Below are 16917 nucleotides of genomic sequence, written 5' to 3'. Positions count from 1 at the left end.
TCCTTTTCAATGAATCGATTGATTGATGGTAAATAAGCCGTTAGAAATTATTGACAGTATCGAAATTTTCTAGTAAAATGAATTTTGTTAATACCTAAATGGTGTGTAGTTTTCTATCAACATAGTCAGGAGAAAAGGAACTTATGCTAAAAAAATTTAATGAATTGTCACTGAAAGATAAGGCTTATCTAATTGGCGGTTTGAGCTTATTAGTCATTGTGATCTCATTTGGTCTACTCAATCGTCAAACAGTAACTGTCAGTCTTGTCTTTACACAACTATCTGCTCCCTTGATTTTGGTGATTTTTACTTGTCTAGTAATCGGGATCATTGCTGGTAGTGCTATTGGTATTAGCTATCACCATAACAAGACTCAAGATCTGAGAAGCCGCATTGCTGAAGCAGAAGCGACTATCAATATAAAAGACAGGGAGCTTGTCCAGTACGAGGAACAGGTGCAACAATTAAAACAGGAAGCCAAACAATAAGTGTAGAAATCATAACCACCCGTGAAAACGGGTGGTTTTTTGTCTCGCACCTAACGGAGCGAGACGGACTGAAAGTCGCATAAATACAAAAAAGATCGAATTGCTCCGATCTTTTTAAGTTTCACTCCAAGAATGTTTAGATAAAAAATTTGATAATAGAATTACCTACTTCATACGATAAAAATCAATCACTAGACCAGCAGGCCCTTTAACTAATAAGGACTCTGTTCCCCAATCGGTTACAGTTGGTCCGTTTAAAACCTGGATACCAAGTTCTTTCAACCGTTGGTAATTCTGGTCTACATCCTCAACCTCGATATGAAGAATGATTCCTGACTGAAAATCTTCCAAAGGAATCAAATGATTTTGGGACAACATCAGACAGTGACTGCCAATCGTAAACTGAGCAAAACTGTCATCAACATAATCGGGCTTTTTATCCAAAATACGCTCCAAGTCAGCACAGACTTGGGGAACATCTGAAACGATAATATCTAATTGATTTAAATTCATTTACTATCCTCCATAAAAAGACCGGATTGCTCCGATCTTTTTAAGTTCCACGAAGGAATTATTTAATTGCGCGTGATTGCAATCCTTCTTCTTCCAAGAAGAGGCGGAATGGTACGAGTTCTTCTGCTTCGTATTTTTCCTTGAAGGCTTTGATTGCTTCTTCTGAGTGAAGTTTTGGATCCAATTCAAGTACTTCTACTGGAAGTGGACGGTGTGGAGTGATGCGAGCATCGATCACAACAGTTTTACCTTCTTTGTTGAGTTTAACAGCTTCTGCAACAACTGCATCGATGTCTTCGATACGGTCAACTGTAAATCCTACAGCACCTTGAGCTTCAGCGATTTTCGCATAGTCAGCATTAGGGAAGTCACAACCAAACAAGTGTTTGTTTGTGTCTTCGTATTTGTCCTTGATGAAGGCATATTTACCATTTGAGAAGACAACGTTGATAACTGGAAGGTCGTATTGAACGTTTGTGATAACGTCTGGGTAGCACATGTTGAATGCACCGTCACCCATGATGTTCCATACTTGGCGATCTGGATTGTCTTTCTTAGCAGCGATACCACCAGGAAGGGCAATACCCATTGTCGCAAAGAGTGGAGATGTACGCCACATGTTCTTAGGTGTCATGTGAAGGTGACGAGTAGATGTTTGAGTAGTGTCACCTACGTCGATTGAGTAGATAGCGTCTTGATCAGCATGTTTGTTGATTGCATTGTAAACTTGATACAATTGCAATTCACCCTCAGTTTTACCTTCGAGTTTGTTCATGTAATCACGCCAGTTTTGGTTGTTCTTAACGTTTGCACGCCACCATGGAGTAGATTCAACTGGATTCACTTTGTCAAGGATTGCTTTCGCTGCTTGACCTGCGTCACCAAGGATTGAAGCGTCAAGGGCGTGACGTTTACCAAGTTTGTAAGGGTCAATATCAACTTGGATGAATTTTTCAGTGTTCTTGAATGCTTCATAAACTTCAGCAAATGGGAAGTTTGAACCAAGGAAAAGAACTGTGTCTGCTTCAAAGACCACTTCGTTGGCTGGTTTCCAACCAACACGGTAAGCAGAACCTGTCAAACCTTCATAGTTCCATTCGAAAGCTTCAAAGTTTTTACCAGTTGTGATGATTGGTGCTTTGATTTTACGTGACAATTCAGTGATCACTTCACCAGCTTTAACACCACCGTAACCAGCGTAGATAACTGGACGTTCAGCATTGTTCAAGATTTCAACAGCTTTGTCGATTTCAACTTCGTTCAAAGCAGGAGCGATGAATGAACGCTCGTATGAACCTGATCCATAGTATGAGTTTTCGTCGATTTCTTGGAAACCGAAGTTTACTGGGATTTCAACAACAGCTGGACCTTTTTTAGAAACTGCAGCACGGCAAGCTTCGTCAATTACTTTTGGCAATTGCTCAGCGTAAGCTACACGTTTGTTGTATACAGCGATACCGTTGTACATTGGGTTTTGGTTCAATTCTTGGAAAGCATCCATGTTGAGTTCGTTAACTGGACGTGATCCAAGGATTGCTAGGAATGGAGTGTTATCCATAGCTGCATCGTAAACACCGTTAATCAAGTGAGTCGCACCTGGACCACCTGAACCAACTGCAACCCCGATTGAGCCGCCGAATTTAGCTTGCATAACCGCTGCAAGAGCACCTGTTTCTTCGTGGCGAACTTGCAAGAAGCGGATATCTTTGTCTTCAGCCAAAGCATCCATCAATGAGCTGAGTGTTCCTGATGGGATACCGTAGATTGTGTCTACGCCCCATGTTTTCAATACATTAAGCATTGCTGCAGATGCAGTAATTTTCCCTTGAGTCATAATGATAACTCTCCTTCAAATATTTTTAAATCTACTAAAAAAGGTTTCATATAGTTTTTGAAAACGTTTCAGTAAATTTTTACAATACTAATTTATCACATTTATTTTGACTTTACTAAGAATCTGCTCAGAAGTTTTTATTCTCTATTACAGTACAGTTTGAAAACGTTTTTAGTTTCTGTTTTATAATAAAAAAGCGAGCAAGCCCGCTTTTAGTCTATTTTACTAAAGTTTAGTAAGAGTGAACTAGTCAGAACGGATACAGAACTAAAGGCCATAGCTAGACCTGCCAGTTCTGGATTGAGGGCCAGTCCAACACCAGAAAAGACTCCTGCTGCAATCGGAATTCCGGCGACATTGTAGATAAAGGCCCAGAAAAGATTGAGCAGAATTCGATTAAAGGTTTTCTTACTCATGTCAAAAGCACGAACCACTCCTAGGAGGTTATTAGTTGTCAACACCAAATCTGCTGACTCGATGGCAATATCTGTTCCAGCTCCCATAGCAATCCCCACATCTGCTACACTAAGGGCAGGAGCGTCATTGATACCATCCCCAACAAAGGCTACTTTGCCAGACGCTTGTAGTTTATGGATTTCATGAGCTTTTTCCTCTGGCAAGACACCTGCAATGACCTCTTCGATTCCGATCTGATCGGCAATGGCACGCGCCACACCAGCATTGTCTCCTGTCAGCATGACTGTTTTAAGACCTCGTTTTTTCAACTGACTGATGGCAAGCTTAGCATTTTCCTTAGGAATATCTTGCAGAGCAAGCAAGCCTTTGATTTCATTCTCAACAGCCAAGAACACAACTGTCTTAGCTTCTTTTTCCAGTTGTTCTAGTTTTTCCTGATAAGTGCTAGAAATATCCATGCCATCCAGCATTTTAGCATTTCCAAGCAAAACTTGTTTTCCATTGATTTGCCCTGAAACACCTTTTCCGTGCAAGGCTTGGAAATTTTCCACAGTGTGAAGCTCAAGTCCAGTTTCAGTCGCTCGCTTAACAATAGCCTCAGCCAATGGGTGTTGAGAAGCTTCTTCCAAGGAAGCTGCCAATCCAAGCACTTCTACTTCGTCGCCGATGATATCTGTGACCACAGGTTTCCCTTCCGTCAAAGTTCCTGTCTTATCAAAAACAATAGTTTGGACTTTCTGGATTTCCTGTAGAACCGTTCCATTTTTGAGGAGAACTCCCATCTTGGCACTGCGACCTGTCCCCACCATAAGGGCTGTCGGTGTTGCAAGTCCCAATGCACAAGGGCAGGCAATAATCAGAACTGCTACTCCATAGAGAAGCGAAGACACAAAGCTCGCTCCAAGCACAACTACACTATCCCTGAGCAAGACGAACCAAACCCAAAAGGTCACAATCCCTAAAATGACAACTGCTGGAACAAAAATCCCTGAAATTTTATCCGTCAAGTCCTGAATCGGCGCACGACTTGTCTGAGCTTTCTTCACAAAATCCACAATCTGAGCCAAAACAGTCTCTGAACCAACTTTTTCTGCTCTAAAAACAAGTGTTCCACTATTATTGATGGTTGAACCAATGACGGTATCTCCAACTGTCTTGTCCACAGGCAGACTCTCACCTGTCACCATAGACTCATCAATACTAGAGATACCTTCTACTACGACACCATCAACCGCAATCTTTTCACCGGGACGCACTCGAATCAGGTCACCTACCTTGACTTGCTCCAAAGGGACTTGAACATAGTTATCCTCACGCAATACTTCTGCTGTTTTAGCCTGCAAGTCAAGTAATTTCTCCACAGCTTGGGAAGTATTTTTCCGCATTTTCTCCTCAAAAACGGCCCCCATAAGAACGAAGAAGAAGATAAAGGCAGCACTTTCAAAGTAAACGGGGAGGCCAGCGAAGAGGGCAACTAAGCTATAGAAATAGGCCACTAGGGTTCCCAGAGCAACCAAGGTATCCATGTTGGCATTGTGCTTTTTAAAACTAGCCCAAGCACTTTGGATATAAGGACCACCTGCTACTAGCATAATCGGTGTTGTGGCTAAAAAGGTGCCCCAACGCATGACTTGGTGACTAATTCCTCCTGTCGACATCCCAATCATGAGGATTACAAGAGGCACAGTAAAGATACTAGTAATCCAAAAACGCTGTAAAAGTGATAGAGATTTTCGAGTCTTCTCAACAACTGTATAACTTCCCTTTTGCATCTTCATACCACAAGAAAATTCATGTTGACCTAATTCTTGAGGGGTAAAACGAATTGTCTTCTCTTCATCCACGCCGATTGGTTCCAAGAGGCCTTCTTCTTCAAACAGAATTTCCTTATAACAGTTTGAAGGTGTCAAACGGTGAAAGGTGATCTCAGCAGGAACTCCTTTTTGCAGTTGAATGTGGGCTGGATGGTAGCCTTTGTCTGCCGTGATACGGATTTTTTGAACACCATTTTCAAGACTTGCTTTTACAATTTCAGTCATATCATTCTCCTATTCTACAATCATCTTACCGTGCATCATATTCATGCCACAAGAGAAACCATACTCTCCAGCCTGCTCAGGCGTGATTTCCACTACATACTCTTCCCCCATTGGCAGATCCGCATGTACACCAAAGTCTGGAAATACGATCTGATCCAAACATGGTGAAGGATCTTTGCGGTCAAAGACAATGCGGGCTGGCACTGATTTCTTGAGGATAATCAACTCAGGCGTATAGCCCCCCATGACCTCCACTCGAATCTCTTGGTAGCCGTTTTTTTGCTGGGCCTTTTGTCCAGATTTTTCAGGCTTTTTGAAAAACCAAAACAAGATAAACGCGATAAGGGCAATACAAATAATGGTTACAATAATATTCAACATGACGTCTCCTTTACATACAATTACATTTTACTTCTGTTACAGCGCTTGATTTCTTCTCAGAAATCACAGCTTCCAAGTCTTCCAAGTCAGCCTGAGTAAAATCACATTCAGCAATCAAATCAGCCAACAAGTTCTTAATCCTACGGGAACAAACTTTATCTTTGATATCTTGAACAAGCAAGTCTCGACTTTGATCCAAAGTTAAAAGGGCTGAATAGACAAAGGACTTGCCTTCTTTTTTCCTCGTCAGGCACTCTTTCTCAACCAAACGAGCCAAAAGAGTTTGAATGGTCGACTTGGACCAGTCGAACCGCTCCGCCAGAACCCTAATCAAATCTGAACTAGTCTGCTCTCCTTGCATCCAAATAATCTTCATGACCTGCCATTCTGCATCTGAAATCTGCATAATCACACCTCCAAAATCTACATTTGTCAATTACAATTATCAGTATACTCTTAAAATCTACATTTGTCAACTATGAAATTAATCTTTTCTTTGAAAAATTGAATTTTAACCCTATGATAAAGGATTTGCAGTCAAATCTTACTATATAAACTATGAAAATATGCTATACTAAAGAAAAAAGAAAACAACCACTAGGGGTGCGTAAAGCTGAGATTAACGACTGTTAGACCCTTTGACTCAATCTAGGTAATGCTAGCTGATGGAAGTGGAAATGATAATGAGGACTAGCAGTCTTCTATTGTCTTTCTAAAACAGACTTACTTGTTCTTAAGAATACAAACTTCAGTTGGTTGGGAGATTTTAGATGACTTATTTACCCGTTGCTTTGACCATTGCAGGGACTGACCCTAGTGGTGGTGCTGGCATTATGGCTGACTTAAAGTCGTTCCAAGCTAGAGATGTCTATGGAATGGCAGTTGTGACCAGCCTTGTCGCTCAAAATACCAGAGGCGTTCAGCTAATCGAGCACGTTTCTCCTCAAATGTTGAAAGCCCAATTGGAAAGTGTCTTTTCGGATATCAAGCCTCAGGCTGTAAAAACTGGGATGTTGGCAACTACTGAAATCATGGAAATCATCCAACCCTATCTTAAAATGCTGGACTGTCCCTACGTTCTTGACCCTGTTATGGTCGCAACAAGCGGTGATACCCTGATAGATACTAGTGCGAGAAGCTACCTAAAAACAAATCTGCTTCCCCTTGCAACTATTATTACACCTAATCTTCCTGAAGCAGAAGAAATTGTTGGTTTTTCAATTCATAATCCAGATGACATGCAACGTGCTGGTCGCCTGATTTTAAAAGAATTTGGTCCTCAGTCTGTTGTTATCAAAGGTGGTCATCTTGAAGGTGGTGCCAAGGATTTCCTTTTTACCAAGGATGAGCAATTTGTCTGGGAAAGTCCTCGAATTCAAACCTGTCACACTCATGGTACTGGCTGTACCTTTGCTGCAGTGATTACTGCTGAACTAGCCAAGGGGAAGACCCTTCATCAGGCAGTGGATAAGGCCAAGGCCTTTATCACAAAAGCTATCCAAGACGCCCCTCAACTCGGTCATGGTTCTGGCCCAGTCAACCATACAAGCTTTATAGATTAAAAAAACTCTCTAGTTCCCACTTTAAGGGAATTAGAGAGTTTTTGATTAGAAAATAATGTCATCAAGCTTTGTTAAAAAGGCTTGCGTTTTTGCCTCAATATCTTCTGCCTGCATCAAATCACGGACAACAGCGACCCCTGCTATACCAGTTTCAGCAAGTTGGTCAATATTCTCTGACGTCAAGCCTCCAATAGCAACTACTGGAATGGCGACCGTTTGGCAAATGGTTTTCAAGGTTGAAATCAGGGTGATAGGTGCATTTTCCTTGGTCGTAGTCGGGAAAATGGCTCCTGTCCCCAAGTAATTCGCCCCTCCTTCTTCTGCCTCGAGGGCTCTTTTTACAGTTTTAGCAGTGACACCGAGAATTTTTTCAGGGCCCAAGACTTGTCGGGCAACCGAAACTGGTAGTTCATCGTCTCCGATATGCAGACCAGCAGCATCAACCGCAAGACAAACATCCAAACGATCATCGATAATCAAGGGAACCTGATAGGCATCGGTTATTTTCTTGACTTGTTTTGCCAAGTGATAGTATTGATTGGTTGTGAGATTTTTTTCTCGTAGCTGGATGATGGTAACACCTGAACGGCAGGCCGTCTCAACTTTTTTAAGAAAACTTTCCAAGGAATCTTGGTAGCGATTGGTTACCAGATACAGTCTAAGTGATTCTCTATTCATAAATATCTCCTTTGATAGCTTCTAGCCAGTTTTCGTCTCTTTTTAGAAGAGAGAGCTGATTGAGAACTTGGTAACGAAATTCTTCCAATCCCATTCCTTGAACCACTATTCTCTCAGCAGAGATATTGAGATAAGAAACTGCTAGACAAGAAGCTACAAAGCCAGTCTCTCCTTGGCTGAGAAAAACGGCTGTCAAGGCTCCAACCAGGTCTCCTGTCCCTGTTATCCAGTCTAATTCTGCACAGCCATTTCCCAATACAGCAATTTGATTTTCTGAAACGATGAGGTCCTTGGGGCCAGTGACTAAGAATGACATACCAGAATAGGTCTGACACCAGTCTTTCAAGACTTGAAGCAAATCCACAGTTTCTTGATCTTTAGCACTCGCATCGACCCCAACTCCGTGATGTTTTAAGCCAACAAGACTTCGAATTTCTGACATGTTTCCTTTAAGGACCGTAGGTCTATAGTCTAAAAGGTCTCTGACTAATCTCTTACGAATGGATGAAGCTGTTACGCCAACCGCATCTACTACCATTGGGAGACCAGCTTGAGCTGCATAAGAAGCTGCCATACGGATTGCTTTTTCCTTCTCAGCTGACAAATGCCCCAAATTCATGAAGAGTGCCTGGCTTTGCTTAGTAAAATCAAGAACCTCACGAGGGTCATCTGCCATGACAGGTTTGCATCCCAGAGCCAAAATCCCATTTGCTAGCATCTCACAAGAAATCTCATTGGTGATACAGTGAATTAGGGAACTAGATCCTAGAGGAAAGGGATTTGTAAATGCCTGCATCAGTCTATCCTTTCACTGAAAAAATATCCTTGCACTTTTTTAAAGAATTCCTGCTTGATTAAAAATCGAAATGCAATAAAGGAAATCGCTGTACCAATCAATGTTGCTCCGAAAAATCGAGGAGTGTAGATAAACCAGCTAAGCTTAGCAGCCGATCCTGTAAAAAGTACCATAACAGGATAAGAAACAATAGAACCAATAATACCTGTTCCCAAAACTTCTCCCAAGGCAGAAAAGTAAAATTTTCGACCATACTTATAAAAGAGACCTGCAAGAAGGGCTCCAAAAGTCGCTCCTGTAAGAGCTAAAGGCGGAATCCCTTGAGTCGTCATACGGATAAAGGCTGTCACTGTAGCCATGACCAAGGCATAAACAGGTCCCATCATGATTCCTGCCAGAATATTGACTACACTAGACATCGGTGCCATTCCTTCAATCCGAAAGATAGGTGTAAGGACTACATCAAGGGCAATCATCATGGATAAAATGGTTAATTTGTGAACTTGTAATTGGTGGTTTCTCATATTACAATTCTTCTCCTGTTTCTAAAGACTGTAAATCGCTCTTCCATGTCTGATGTTGGTAGGCCATTTCCCAAAACTTGGCTTCCATGTGAACACTGATGTGGAAGGCATCTAGCATTTTTTTCTTGTCTGTCTCGTCACTTTCTCGATAGAGTTGATTGACCAGCGCTCCCTCCTCTCTGATTTGCTGCTCTAACTCATCCGTAATATAAGTTTCAATCCATTGTTGGTAGAGAGGATTTGGTGATGGTTTAAGATTAAGTGATTTGCCTATATCATGGTATAACCAAGGACAAGGGAGCAAACTTGCAAAAGCAATGGCTAAGTTGGGCTCTGCAAATTGCCGATAAATGTGCGAGATATAATGATAGCAGGTTGGAGCGATTGGATGTTGCTCCATTTCCTGATCGCTGATTTTCAATTCCTTGAAAAATTGTTGGCGGATAAATAACTCACCCTCCACTAGACTCTGAGCATTTTGTTTCAAGAGTCTTTTCATCTCTTGATTTGAAGTCTTATCAGCCAAGAGGTGATAGGCTTCTGAGAAGGCCTTCAAATAGTAGGCATCCTGAATCAAGTAATAGCGAAAGATAGACGGGTCTAAATTTCCCTCTTGTAACTGTAATACAAAGGGGTGATGAAAGGAAGCCTGCCAAGCTTCCTTGGATAATTCCATCGCAATATCTGTAAATTCCATAATAACTCCTTTATAAAAATAGACTGGTTTGAAGCAATAAAAAGAAAAGCAGGTAGATGAATATTGTCATTTGAGGAATATAAAAAGTCCGATAGCTATTCTCCACCTGTGCATGTTCGTCATATCCATGCGCAGACAGAGCTCTCAGGTAAAGATGGCGCCACCTAAAGACCGTTATCAAAACCTTACTGTAAATCAAGGGCGACCAAAAATGTAGTTCTTGACCGCGTAATAGGCAAGCTTCCTTGAGAGACTTGATTTCTTGCTGGATAAGGGGAAAGGAATTGAATACCACAATCAAGGCATAGGCCCAAGAGCGTGATAACCCCTTTTGAGCCAAGTACAAAAGAAGCTCTTTTAGGGAAATAGAGGAAACAAAGACTATGCCGATACAAACTGTCACAAAGGCCCTCGTTCCAAGCATGACTGCCTGCGAAGCATCTCCATGTAACTGAACTGCCCAGTAGTTAGCAAAGGATGGCAAAATGGCGAGCAGAATCATCCAAGCCAATACTTTAAATCGACGGTAATAGAGCATAAAAAGAATACAAAATGCGACTACCGAAAGATTCAGAGCAATCGAAGGAATAAAAGATGTTTCCAAGGATAAAATCAGCAAGAAAAGACTGATAATCGGTGTCTGGGTTGCTACTTTGACCATACTATCTCACCTCCTTTTGGGTATTGCTACTCTGAGATGTGAGTGGTTTGGTAATTGTCACTTCTTTCACATGACTGAGACCCTGACTAGTCATCTCAATCCAATAATCAACCACAGAGATCAAGGGATCTAAACGATGGCTAATAATCAGAAAACTTCTTCCTTGATTTCTGTCCTCCACAATCCACTTGCAAAAATAATGGCAGGCTCTATCATCCAAACCAGCAAAAGGTTCATCTAGTAAAATCACAGAAGCCTTGCTGGTCAAGATGGTCAAGAGCTGAAGAATCTTTTGCTGACCACCACTTAATTGATAGGGACTCTTATCGAGTGCCTGCTCCAGATCAAAATATTGTAAAGCTTGGAAAATTCGCTGATTTCTTTCAGAATCAGGTCCATCTAATTGCAGCTCTTCTCGCAGACTGACTCGGATAAACTGCTTCTCAGCTTCCTGAACAACACCCGTCAGGTCACGATACAAACTCTTTTTCTTTTTGAGAACCGAACCCTTCCAGAAAATGCGCCCCTTATACTTTTGAAATTGAAGAATAGACCGAAAGAGGGTTGATTTCCCGACACCATTGTCTCCCAAGATACAGGAAATTCCTTGGTAGAATGTAAAATTCACAATCGAAAAGAGGGGACGCTTATCCAGCTCACAAGTCGTTCGATCCATATGGAATAGTTCTGAGCTAGAAGCAACTTCCTTTGAAACAGCCTGTGTCATTTCAGAGGCAGGGATTTGATTTATTTCCCTTAGTTGCCCGTCTCTCAGCTCCACCATATGGTCGATATAGGCTTCATAATCAGATAAATCATGGTCGCATAAGATGACTGTCTTCCCATCAGAAACCAACTCTTTTAGAATCTCTAGGATCTCCAGCCTACTTTTTCGGTCAATGGAAGCAAAGGGTTCATCCAAGAGATAGACCCTAGGATTCATAGCAAAGAGAACAGCTAGCGCAGCCTTTTGCTTTTCCCCACCTGATAAGTGATGAATGGGACGGTGCAAGATTGTCTCACAACGGCATTGCTGGACCACCTCTGCTATTTTAGAATCAATTTCCTGAACGGGATGGCCGATATTCTCCAAGGTAAAAATCAGCTCCTCAAACAAGTTCTCCATGGTAAATTGATGATTGGGATTTTGAAAGAGAATGCCAACCGTCTGGACACGTTCGATGATAGAAAGCTGACTGACCTCGTTCCCATTTATCAGGACTTGACCGCTATAGGGAAGAGAACTGACTTGGGCGATCATTTGAAAGAGGCTAGATTTTCCTGAACCACTGCTCCCAACTAACAAGGTAAAGGCTTGCGCATGAAAAGTAAAATCAAGTGGCTCAGAGAAGATTTGGGACTGAATAACTCGTAGTTCCAGCCCCATCTATGCCTTGCCCCCAGCTGCAAACTGATGATAGAGTTTGACAATAGCACGAACCAAGATGGTACAGAAGAAAAAGACGGAAATAAAACGTACTACAAGCAAGGAAAGGACAAAAGGAAGGGAGAAGGCGTAGTAACCTAACTTAATGTATTCATAGACAAAGCTAACAAGCGTAATCCCAATACTATTGGCAGTTAGAGAGAGCCAACTTTCATAGCGATTCTTGGTTACGATAAAACCAAGTTCACTTCCCAAACCTTGAACCAATCCAGACAAAAGGGCACCTAGACCGAATTGGCTACCATAAAGGACTTCAGCAAGCGCAGCTAGCACTTCTCCAATCGTTGCACTTCCCACTCTTGGAACAAAGATAGCAGCAATAGGAGCAGCCATACACCAGAGACCAAAGAGGATTTCATTGGCAAAGGCCTGTAAACCAAGAGGTGCTAAAATCAGAGTGAGGATATCAAACAGATAGCCTGATCCTACAAAAACGCCACCAAAAAAGATAGACAAGAAAGCAAGTAAAATAACATCTTTTAAACGCCATTTTTTAAACATAAAAACTCCTTTTAAGACAATAGGGCATTTAAGAGAGACCTGCCATCATACTCTGCATCTAGTCTATCTAGTAAAAATTAAAAAACTCTAATCACACACAAGAATTAGAGTTTTGCTTACAAGATTAGATCGTTCATTTCGCCATACGAAAAAACGTTTCACATTTCCCTTCGCCAGTCTTAACTGTATCAGGTTCAATGGGTATCATCTCAGCCTAAAGCACCCCAAATGTCTTTATTATTTAATTATATAAATATTATAACAAACGATTTTTTCCAGTTCAAGAAATTGAACTGGAAATACAGCCTTGCACTCACAAAGATAGCAGATCTTTCTTTTTCACAAAACAAATGACTTGTTTGATAGATTAGCCATTTGAGCTGAATCTGAACATAGCTTTTTAGAAAAAAGAAAATCCTACTCCCTCAGAATCCAAGGAAAATTGATAGCTATTGTTCACTCATTTCTCGAACAGTTTTTTCTATATTTTTTGCATACGATATTGCTGAAATGATTGAAACACCATCCATATTCGTCTTCATAATGTCTTTAATATGTTGCATCTGTATCCCACCAATTGCAACTAAGGGCATTTGTGGCAATAGTTTTCTCATCAATTTAAGACCTTCATAACCTATAGCTCCACCAGCATCCTCTTTTGACTGGGTATCAAACACAGGACCAACACCAACATAATCTACATATTCAACTTTTGATTGTTGAAATTCTGCCTCGTTTTTTATAGAAAGACCAATTATTTTATCTGGCATCAATTTTCTAATTTCATCAACACCAATATCGTCTTGACCTACATGTACGCCGTCAGCATCTATTTCCAATGCTAACTCAATATCATCATTAACAATAAACGGAACATTGTATTTTCTACAAAGATCCTGTAGTTTAATTGCTAATTCGACTTTTTCTTTGCCTTCTAAAGCTCCCTCACCTTTTTCACGAAATTGAAATAAAGTTATACCACCTTTTAAAGCATCTTCAACAACTGTATATAAATCCTTACCTAAGCAAGTAGTCGTTCCACAAATAAAATATAGTTTTAATAATTCCTTATGAAACATTTTACTTCACTCTTTTGAATTCCTTTACATCTTCATCTGTAATCTCATATAAGGCATTTATAAATTCCACTTTGAATGTTCCAGGAAGATGTCCATTGGGACGTTTTTCTGCCATTTCTCCAGCGATATTGTAAACCAACATTGCTGTTTCTAATGATTTCAATTCTTGACCTTTTTCAAGTCCGATAAAGCTTGCTACTACAGCACCTAATAAGCATCCTGTCCCAATAACTTTTGGCATCATGGCACTACCATTATGAATCGTTACCACTTCTCCATTAACCGCAATGGCATCCACTTCACCTGTTACTATTATAGGAATATTGAATTTCTTATTTGCTGCTAGAGCAATTTCGTCAATATTATCTACGCCTGCACTATCTACTCCTTTAGATGCCACATTTATTCCCACTAAAGAAGCAATCTCTCCAGCATTTCCTCTAATCGCTGCAAGTTTGTAATTATTTATTAAATCTTCGGATACTTTTTTTCTATAAGATCCTGCTCCACAAGCTACAGGATCTAAAATTGCTGGGACATTATATTTCTCTGCAATTTTCAGAGCAGCTTGGTATAATTTCCAATTTTCATCTGTCAATGTTCCTATGTTTATTAATAAACCACCAGCATACTTTAACAAATCCTCTAAATCTGCTGGAAACTCACTCATGGCTGGTGATGCACCCAGTGCTACTAATCCATTTGCTGTGAAATTTTTTACTACATCATTGGTGATGCAAATGACCAAAGGTGCTTTTTCTTTTAATAATTTTAAACTTGTCATATTGAAATCCTTCCTTTTCACTTTATACGATCTACTGATTTCGATTTATCTCTATCTTTCGTTAAGAAATTTTTTTATTTACATTGATTAATTTACCTCATCAAATTTGTAAATATCCTAAACTTTCTCTAGGCGTCATAGCCAATATCAAAAAAGGCTAATTCTAAGGCAACTGCTTGATTCCAGCGTTGCTGAAGTTCTGTTAAATCTTCTCGATTTTTCCCGACACGATTAAGTTCATCAACCAGAAATTGAACCCACTCTGCAAAGAAAGGACCTCTGTGGAGATTGATCCATTCCGAATGAATATAGGCTTCAGGTAGTGCCAAATCTTTAGAACCCCAGTCTAAATAGAGGCCTTCTGCAATGACCAGCATAACCAAAAGATGAGCATAGTCTGATGAAGACACAGCAGAATACATAAGCTCCTGAAAGGCTTTTGTTACAGGGTGCAAGCTCACTTCTATATAGTCATTCTCAGATACCTTTAACTCTTTGAAAGCCTTTTGGAAATAACCATCTTCATCTGCTTCAAGAAAGCCTAGTTGCTTGGCAAAACGAAGCTTGGATTCAAGCTGGTCAGCGTGAGCTACGCAGGCACCCAGCATGGATAAAAAGGCATCAAAGAAGTGATAATCCTGAATCAGGTAGTCTTTTAAGACCTTATTCTCAATTGCACCTTCAAAAAGTTCCTTAACAAAACGATGATTGATTGCAGCCTGCCAATCCTTCTGACTATTTTTTAATAATTCTCCAACAGTCAAACCTGGCTGAAATGCATAGTCTTGTGTTTCCATATTTACTTTTCCTCTCTTTACTCGTTCGTAATCAACAAAACAGCAAGAAAATCCTAGTTTTACTTGATTTTTTTAAAGAAAATCAAGGGCGTTCAAGAAGTGCTACCTAAATGCTTTGTATCACCTTCATCCAGCTTATATAAACAAAAAACTCCAATTACAATCAAAAATTAGAGTTTTGCTTACAAAATTAGATGGTTTTTTCTTTCTCAAGAAAAAACTATTCACATTTCCCTTCGACAGTACTAACTGTAGCAGGTTCAATGGGTATCATCTCAGCCTAAAGCACCCCAAATGTCTTTATTATTTAATTACTGCACCAGTATAGCAAAAAATGAAAGCCCTAGCAAGATATTTGACTGAAAAATATATTTATATAGATTTCAATGGTGATTTATTCTTCCTATAGACGAAGAAAAACCTCCACATCAAGTGGAGGCAATCTCTTTTATCAATACAATTTTAAGTCGCGTGGGTCAACTGGGAAGGTTGGGTTGTATGGGTTATGACGAAGTTTAAAGTGTTTAACATCTTCAATAGTCTGAGTTCCAGACAACTGCATGACTGTCTTCAATTCCGCATTCAAGTGTTCAAAGACTTGACGCACACCAACACTACCGCCGAGAGCCAAGCCATAGATAACCGGGCGGCCAATAGCTACCAAGTCTGCTCCTGAAGCCAAGGCTTTAAAGACGTGTTGGCCACGACGAATACCAGAGTCAAAGACAATTGGCACACGTTTATCAACTGCTTCAGCTACTTCTTGAAGTGAATCGAAGGCAGCTGGTCCACCGTCGATTTGACGGCCACCATGGTTGGTCACCCAGATACCAGAAGCACCTGCAGCAAGCGAACGTTCAACGTCCTCACGGCATTGTGGTCCCTTGACATAAACAGGAAGTCCTGAGTATTCAGCGATAAATTCTACATCACGTGGAGACAAGCGTTGTTTAGCTGATTTGTAAACAAAGTCCATTGATTTTCCAGCACCTTCTGGCAGATATTCCTCAACAATCGGCATGCCAACTGGGAAGACAAAACCATTACGCTTATCGACCTCACGATTGCCCCCTACCGTAGCATCAGCCGTCAAGACAATCGCTTTATAACCTTCAGCCTTCACACGGTCCATGATGTGGCGATTGATACCATCATCTTTACTAAAGTAAAACTGGAACCAATGAGGTGTCCCTTGAAGGGCTTCCGTAATTTCTGGAAGGTCGACAGTAGAGTAAGAGCTGGTTGTATAGAGAGAACCAAACTCATGCACACCACGCGCAGTCGCCACTTCACCCTGTTCATTTGCCAATTTATGAGCCGCAACAGGCGCCATAATGATTGGTGAAGACAATTTTTCGCCTGCAAATTCAATCTCTGTACTTGGATTTTCTACATTGCAAAGTGTATGAGGAACGATGAGTTTGTGGTTAAAGGCACGAATATTCTCACGCAAAGTGAAAGTATCCTCCGCCCCACTAGCGATATAGCCAAATGCTGCTTTAGGAATAACTTGTTGCGCCATTGGCTCCAAATCATAGGTATTGATGAAATCTACATGACCTTCTGCATTGCTTGTTTTGTATGACATAAAATGTCCTCCTTGATAAGTAAGCGTTTACTTTGTATATTACAAAAAATATTCTAACTCTTTTTTCAAAATTTTTCAAATATTTTGTTTGGAAATTTCATACTTTCAATCATTTTACAGCGATAATTAAA

General features: G+C 40.6%; 18 protein-coding genes and 3 riboswitches. Of the genes, 2 read left to right on the top strand and 16 right to left on the bottom strand.

All coding sequences use genetic code 11. The annotated features are described in order from the left end of the window. The first annotated feature begins 143 nt into the window (after positions 1-143). On the top strand, positions 144-488 hold the full coding sequence (locus tag QZ565_RS03505) for a lipopolysaccharide assembly protein LapA domain-containing protein (RefSeq protein ID WP_000913393.1): 345 nt from the start codon (positions 144-146) through the stop codon (positions 486-488). A 165-nt stretch (positions 489-653) separates the two neighbouring features. Here QZ565_RS03505 and QZ565_RS03500 read toward each other — a convergent pair whose 3' ends face one another. The 5 genes from QZ565_RS03500 to QZ565_RS03480 all read right to left on the bottom strand — a co-directional run bounded on the left by QZ565_RS03500 (position 654) and on the right by QZ565_RS03480 (position 6078). Further along, positions 654-1001 (bottom strand): VOC family protein, encoded by a 348-nt coding sequence (locus QZ565_RS03500; protein WP_001052638.1) that lies wholly within the window; start codon positions 999-1001, stop codon positions 654-656. Between the two features lie 58 nt (positions 1002-1059). Then, on the bottom strand, positions 1060-2835 hold the full coding sequence (spxB, locus tag QZ565_RS03495; RefSeq protein WP_049535419.1) for a pyruvate oxidase: 1776 nt from the start codon (positions 2833-2835) through the stop codon (positions 1060-1062). Between the two features lie 212 nt (positions 2836-3047). Continuing rightward, positions 3048-5291 carry a heavy metal translocating P-type ATPase gene (locus tag QZ565_RS03490; RefSeq protein ID WP_000136345.1) on the bottom strand — a complete coding sequence of 748 codons (2244 nt, stop codon included), beginning with the start codon at positions 5289-5291 and terminating at the stop codon, positions 3048-3050. Positions 5292-5300: 9 nt separating this feature from the next. Then, positions 5301-5672: a cupredoxin domain-containing protein gene (locus tag QZ565_RS03485; protein ID WP_000932059.1), complete on the bottom strand. Its 372-nt coding sequence runs from the start codon at positions 5670-5672 to the stop codon at positions 5301-5303. 10 nt (positions 5673-5682) lie between these two features. Then, positions 5683-6078 carry a CopY/TcrY family copper transport repressor gene (locus tag QZ565_RS03480; RefSeq protein ID WP_001167188.1) on the bottom strand — a complete coding sequence of 132 codons (396 nt, stop codon included), beginning with the start codon at positions 6076-6078 and terminating at the stop codon, positions 5683-5685. 183 nt (positions 6079-6261) lie between these two features. Next, positions 6262-6359: riboswitch (TPP riboswitch) on the top strand. An 83-nt stretch (positions 6360-6442) separates the two neighbouring features. On the opposite strand from QZ565_RS03480, the gene thiD reads away from it, so the two are divergent. Next, positions 6443-7234 (top strand): bifunctional hydroxymethylpyrimidine kinase/phosphomethylpyrimidine kinase, encoded by a 792-nt coding sequence (gene thiD / locus QZ565_RS03475; protein ID WP_295525664.1) that lies wholly within the window; start codon positions 6443-6445, stop codon positions 7232-7234. 45 nt (positions 7235-7279) lie between these two features. Here the strand turns inward: thiD and thiE (QZ565_RS03470) are convergent, their stop codons facing one another. The 11 genes from thiE (QZ565_RS03470) to lctO all read right to left on the bottom strand — a co-directional run bounded on the left by thiE (QZ565_RS03470) (position 7280) and on the right by lctO (position 16786). After that, positions 7280-7912, bottom strand: a complete 633-nt coding sequence (gene thiE, locus QZ565_RS03470; protein ID WP_295525660.1) for a thiamine phosphate synthase — start codon at positions 7910-7912, stop codon at positions 7280-7282. Further along, positions 7905-8708, bottom strand: coding sequence for a hydroxyethylthiazole kinase (locus tag QZ565_RS03465; protein WP_295525657.1), 804 nt, complete (start codon positions 8706-8708; stop codon positions 7905-7907). The genes thiE (QZ565_RS03470) and QZ565_RS03465 overlap by 8 nt, the downstream gene beginning before the upstream one ends. Next, positions 8708-9232, bottom strand: coding sequence for an energy coupling factor transporter S component ThiW (gene thiW / locus QZ565_RS03460; RefSeq protein WP_295525654.1), 525 nt, complete (start codon positions 9230-9232; stop codon positions 8708-8710). Before thiW ends, QZ565_RS03465 begins: the two co-directional genes overlap by 1 nt. Position 9233: 1 nt before the next feature. Next, complete coding sequence (gene tenA / locus QZ565_RS03455; RefSeq protein WP_295525651.1) at positions 9234-9929, bottom strand: thiaminase II; 696 nt, start codon at positions 9927-9929, stop codon at positions 9234-9236. A 10-nt stretch (positions 9930-9939) separates the two neighbouring features. Beyond that, on the bottom strand, positions 9940-10590 hold the full coding sequence (locus QZ565_RS03450; protein ID WP_295525649.1) for an energy-coupling factor transporter transmembrane component T: 651 nt from the start codon (positions 10588-10590) through the stop codon (positions 9940-9942). Position 10591: 1 nt separating this feature from the next. Next, entirely contained in the window at positions 10592-11977 is a 1386-nt protein-coding gene (locus QZ565_RS03445) for an ABC transporter ATP-binding protein (RefSeq protein WP_295525646.1), read from the bottom strand. After that, positions 11978-12538 carry an ECF transporter S component gene (locus QZ565_RS03440; RefSeq protein ID WP_020900143.1) on the bottom strand — a complete coding sequence of 187 codons (561 nt, stop codon included), beginning with the start codon at positions 12536-12538 and terminating at the stop codon, positions 11978-11980. A 148-nt stretch (positions 12539-12686) separates the two neighbouring features. Next, a riboswitch (TPP riboswitch) is annotated at positions 12687-12775 on the bottom strand. A gap of 212 nt (positions 12776-12987) precedes the next feature. Further along, complete coding sequence (thiE, locus tag QZ565_RS03435; RefSeq protein WP_295525640.1) at positions 12988-13617, bottom strand: thiamine phosphate synthase; 630 nt, start codon at positions 13615-13617, stop codon at positions 12988-12990. A 1-nt stretch (position 13618) separates the two neighbouring features. Then, the gene (gene thiM / locus QZ565_RS03430; RefSeq protein ID WP_261814102.1) at positions 13619-14401 is read right to left on the bottom strand and encodes a hydroxyethylthiazole kinase; all 783 of its coding nucleotides are present in this window, start codon (positions 14399-14401) and stop codon (positions 13619-13621) included. A 128-nt stretch (positions 14402-14529) separates the two neighbouring features. Then, on the bottom strand, positions 14530-15198 hold the full coding sequence (locus QZ565_RS03425; RefSeq protein WP_295525632.1) for a TenA family protein: 669 nt from the start codon (positions 15196-15198) through the stop codon (positions 14530-14532). Positions 15199-15412: 214 nt separating this feature from the next. Beyond that, positions 15413-15501, bottom strand: a riboswitch (TPP riboswitch). A gap of 148 nt (positions 15502-15649) precedes the next feature. Further along, entirely contained in the window at positions 15650-16786 is a 1137-nt protein-coding gene (gene lctO, locus QZ565_RS03420) for an L-lactate oxidase (RefSeq protein ID WP_000120723.1), read from the bottom strand. Positions 16787-16917: the final 131 nt, after the last annotated feature.

The sequence above is a fragment of the uncultured Streptococcus sp. genome (genome assembly GCF_915066115.1).
Lineage (GTDB): Bacteria > Bacillota > Bacilli > Lactobacillales > Streptococcaceae > Streptococcus.
Note: the sequence above shows the minus strand (reverse complement) of the source record. Positions and strands in the feature narration are given on the sequence as shown.

What these genes read in the sequence shown, in the direction of transcription:
- QZ565_RS03440 (WP_020900143.1), bottom strand. Translation starts at nt 12,538, where the DNA reads ATGTTTAAAAAATGGCGTTTAAAAGATGTTATTTTACTTGCTTTCTTG.
- thiM (WP_261814102.1), bottom strand. Translation starts at nt 14,401, where the DNA reads ATGACAAGTTTAAAATTATTAAAAGAAAAAGCACCTTTGGTCATTTGC.
- QZ565_RS03425 (WP_295525632.1), bottom strand. Translation starts at nt 15,198, where the DNA reads ATGGAAACACAAGACTATGCATTTCAGCCAGGTTTGACTGTTGGAGAA.
- thiE (WP_295525660.1), bottom strand. Translation starts at nt 7,912, where the DNA reads ATGAATAGAGAATCACTTAGACTGTATCTGGTAACCAATCGCTACCAA.
- QZ565_RS03450 (WP_295525649.1), bottom strand. Translation starts at nt 10,590, where the DNA reads ATGGTCAAAGTAGCAACCCAGACACCGATTATCAGTCTTTTCTTGCTG.
- QZ565_RS03490 (WP_000136345.1), bottom strand. Translation starts at nt 5,291, where the DNA reads ATGACTGAAATTGTAAAAGCAAGTCTTGAAAATGGTGTTCAAAAAATC.
- QZ565_RS03505 (WP_000913393.1), top strand. Translation starts at nt 144, where the DNA reads ATGCTAAAAAAATTTAATGAATTGTCACTGAAAGATAAGGCTTATCTA.
- thiE (WP_295525640.1), bottom strand. Translation starts at nt 13,617, where the DNA reads ATGTTTCATAAGGAATTATTAAAACTATATTTTATTTGTGGAACGACT.
- tenA (WP_295525651.1), bottom strand. Translation starts at nt 9,929, where the DNA reads ATGGAATTTACAGATATTGCGATGGAATTATCCAAGGAAGCTTGGCAG.
- QZ565_RS03480 (WP_001167188.1), bottom strand. Translation starts at nt 6,078, where the DNA reads ATGCAGATTTCAGATGCAGAATGGCAGGTCATGAAGATTATTTGGATG.
- spxB (WP_049535419.1), bottom strand. Translation starts at nt 2,835, where the DNA reads ATGACTCAAGGGAAAATTACTGCATCTGCAGCAATGCTTAATGTATTG.
- thiD (WP_295525664.1), top strand. Translation starts at nt 6,443, where the DNA reads ATGACTTATTTACCCGTTGCTTTGACCATTGCAGGGACTGACCCTAGT.
- QZ565_RS03445 (WP_295525646.1), bottom strand. Translation starts at nt 11,977, where the DNA reads ATGGGGCTGGAACTACGAGTTATTCAGTCCCAAATCTTCTCTGAGCCA.
- QZ565_RS03465 (WP_295525657.1), bottom strand. Translation starts at nt 8,708, where the DNA reads ATGCAGGCATTTACAAATCCCTTTCCTCTAGGATCTAGTTCCCTAATT.
- QZ565_RS03500 (WP_001052638.1), bottom strand. Translation starts at nt 1,001, where the DNA reads ATGAATTTAAATCAATTAGATATTATCGTTTCAGATGTTCCCCAAGTC.
- lctO (WP_000120723.1), bottom strand. Translation starts at nt 16,786, where the DNA reads ATGTCATACAAAACAAGCAATGCAGAAGGTCATGTAGATTTCATCAAT.
- thiW (WP_295525654.1), bottom strand. Translation starts at nt 9,232, where the DNA reads ATGAGAAACCACCAATTACAAGTTCACAAATTAACCATTTTATCCATG.
- QZ565_RS03485 (WP_000932059.1), bottom strand. Translation starts at nt 5,672, where the DNA reads ATGTTGAATATTATTGTAACCATTATTTGTATTGCCCTTATCGCGTTT.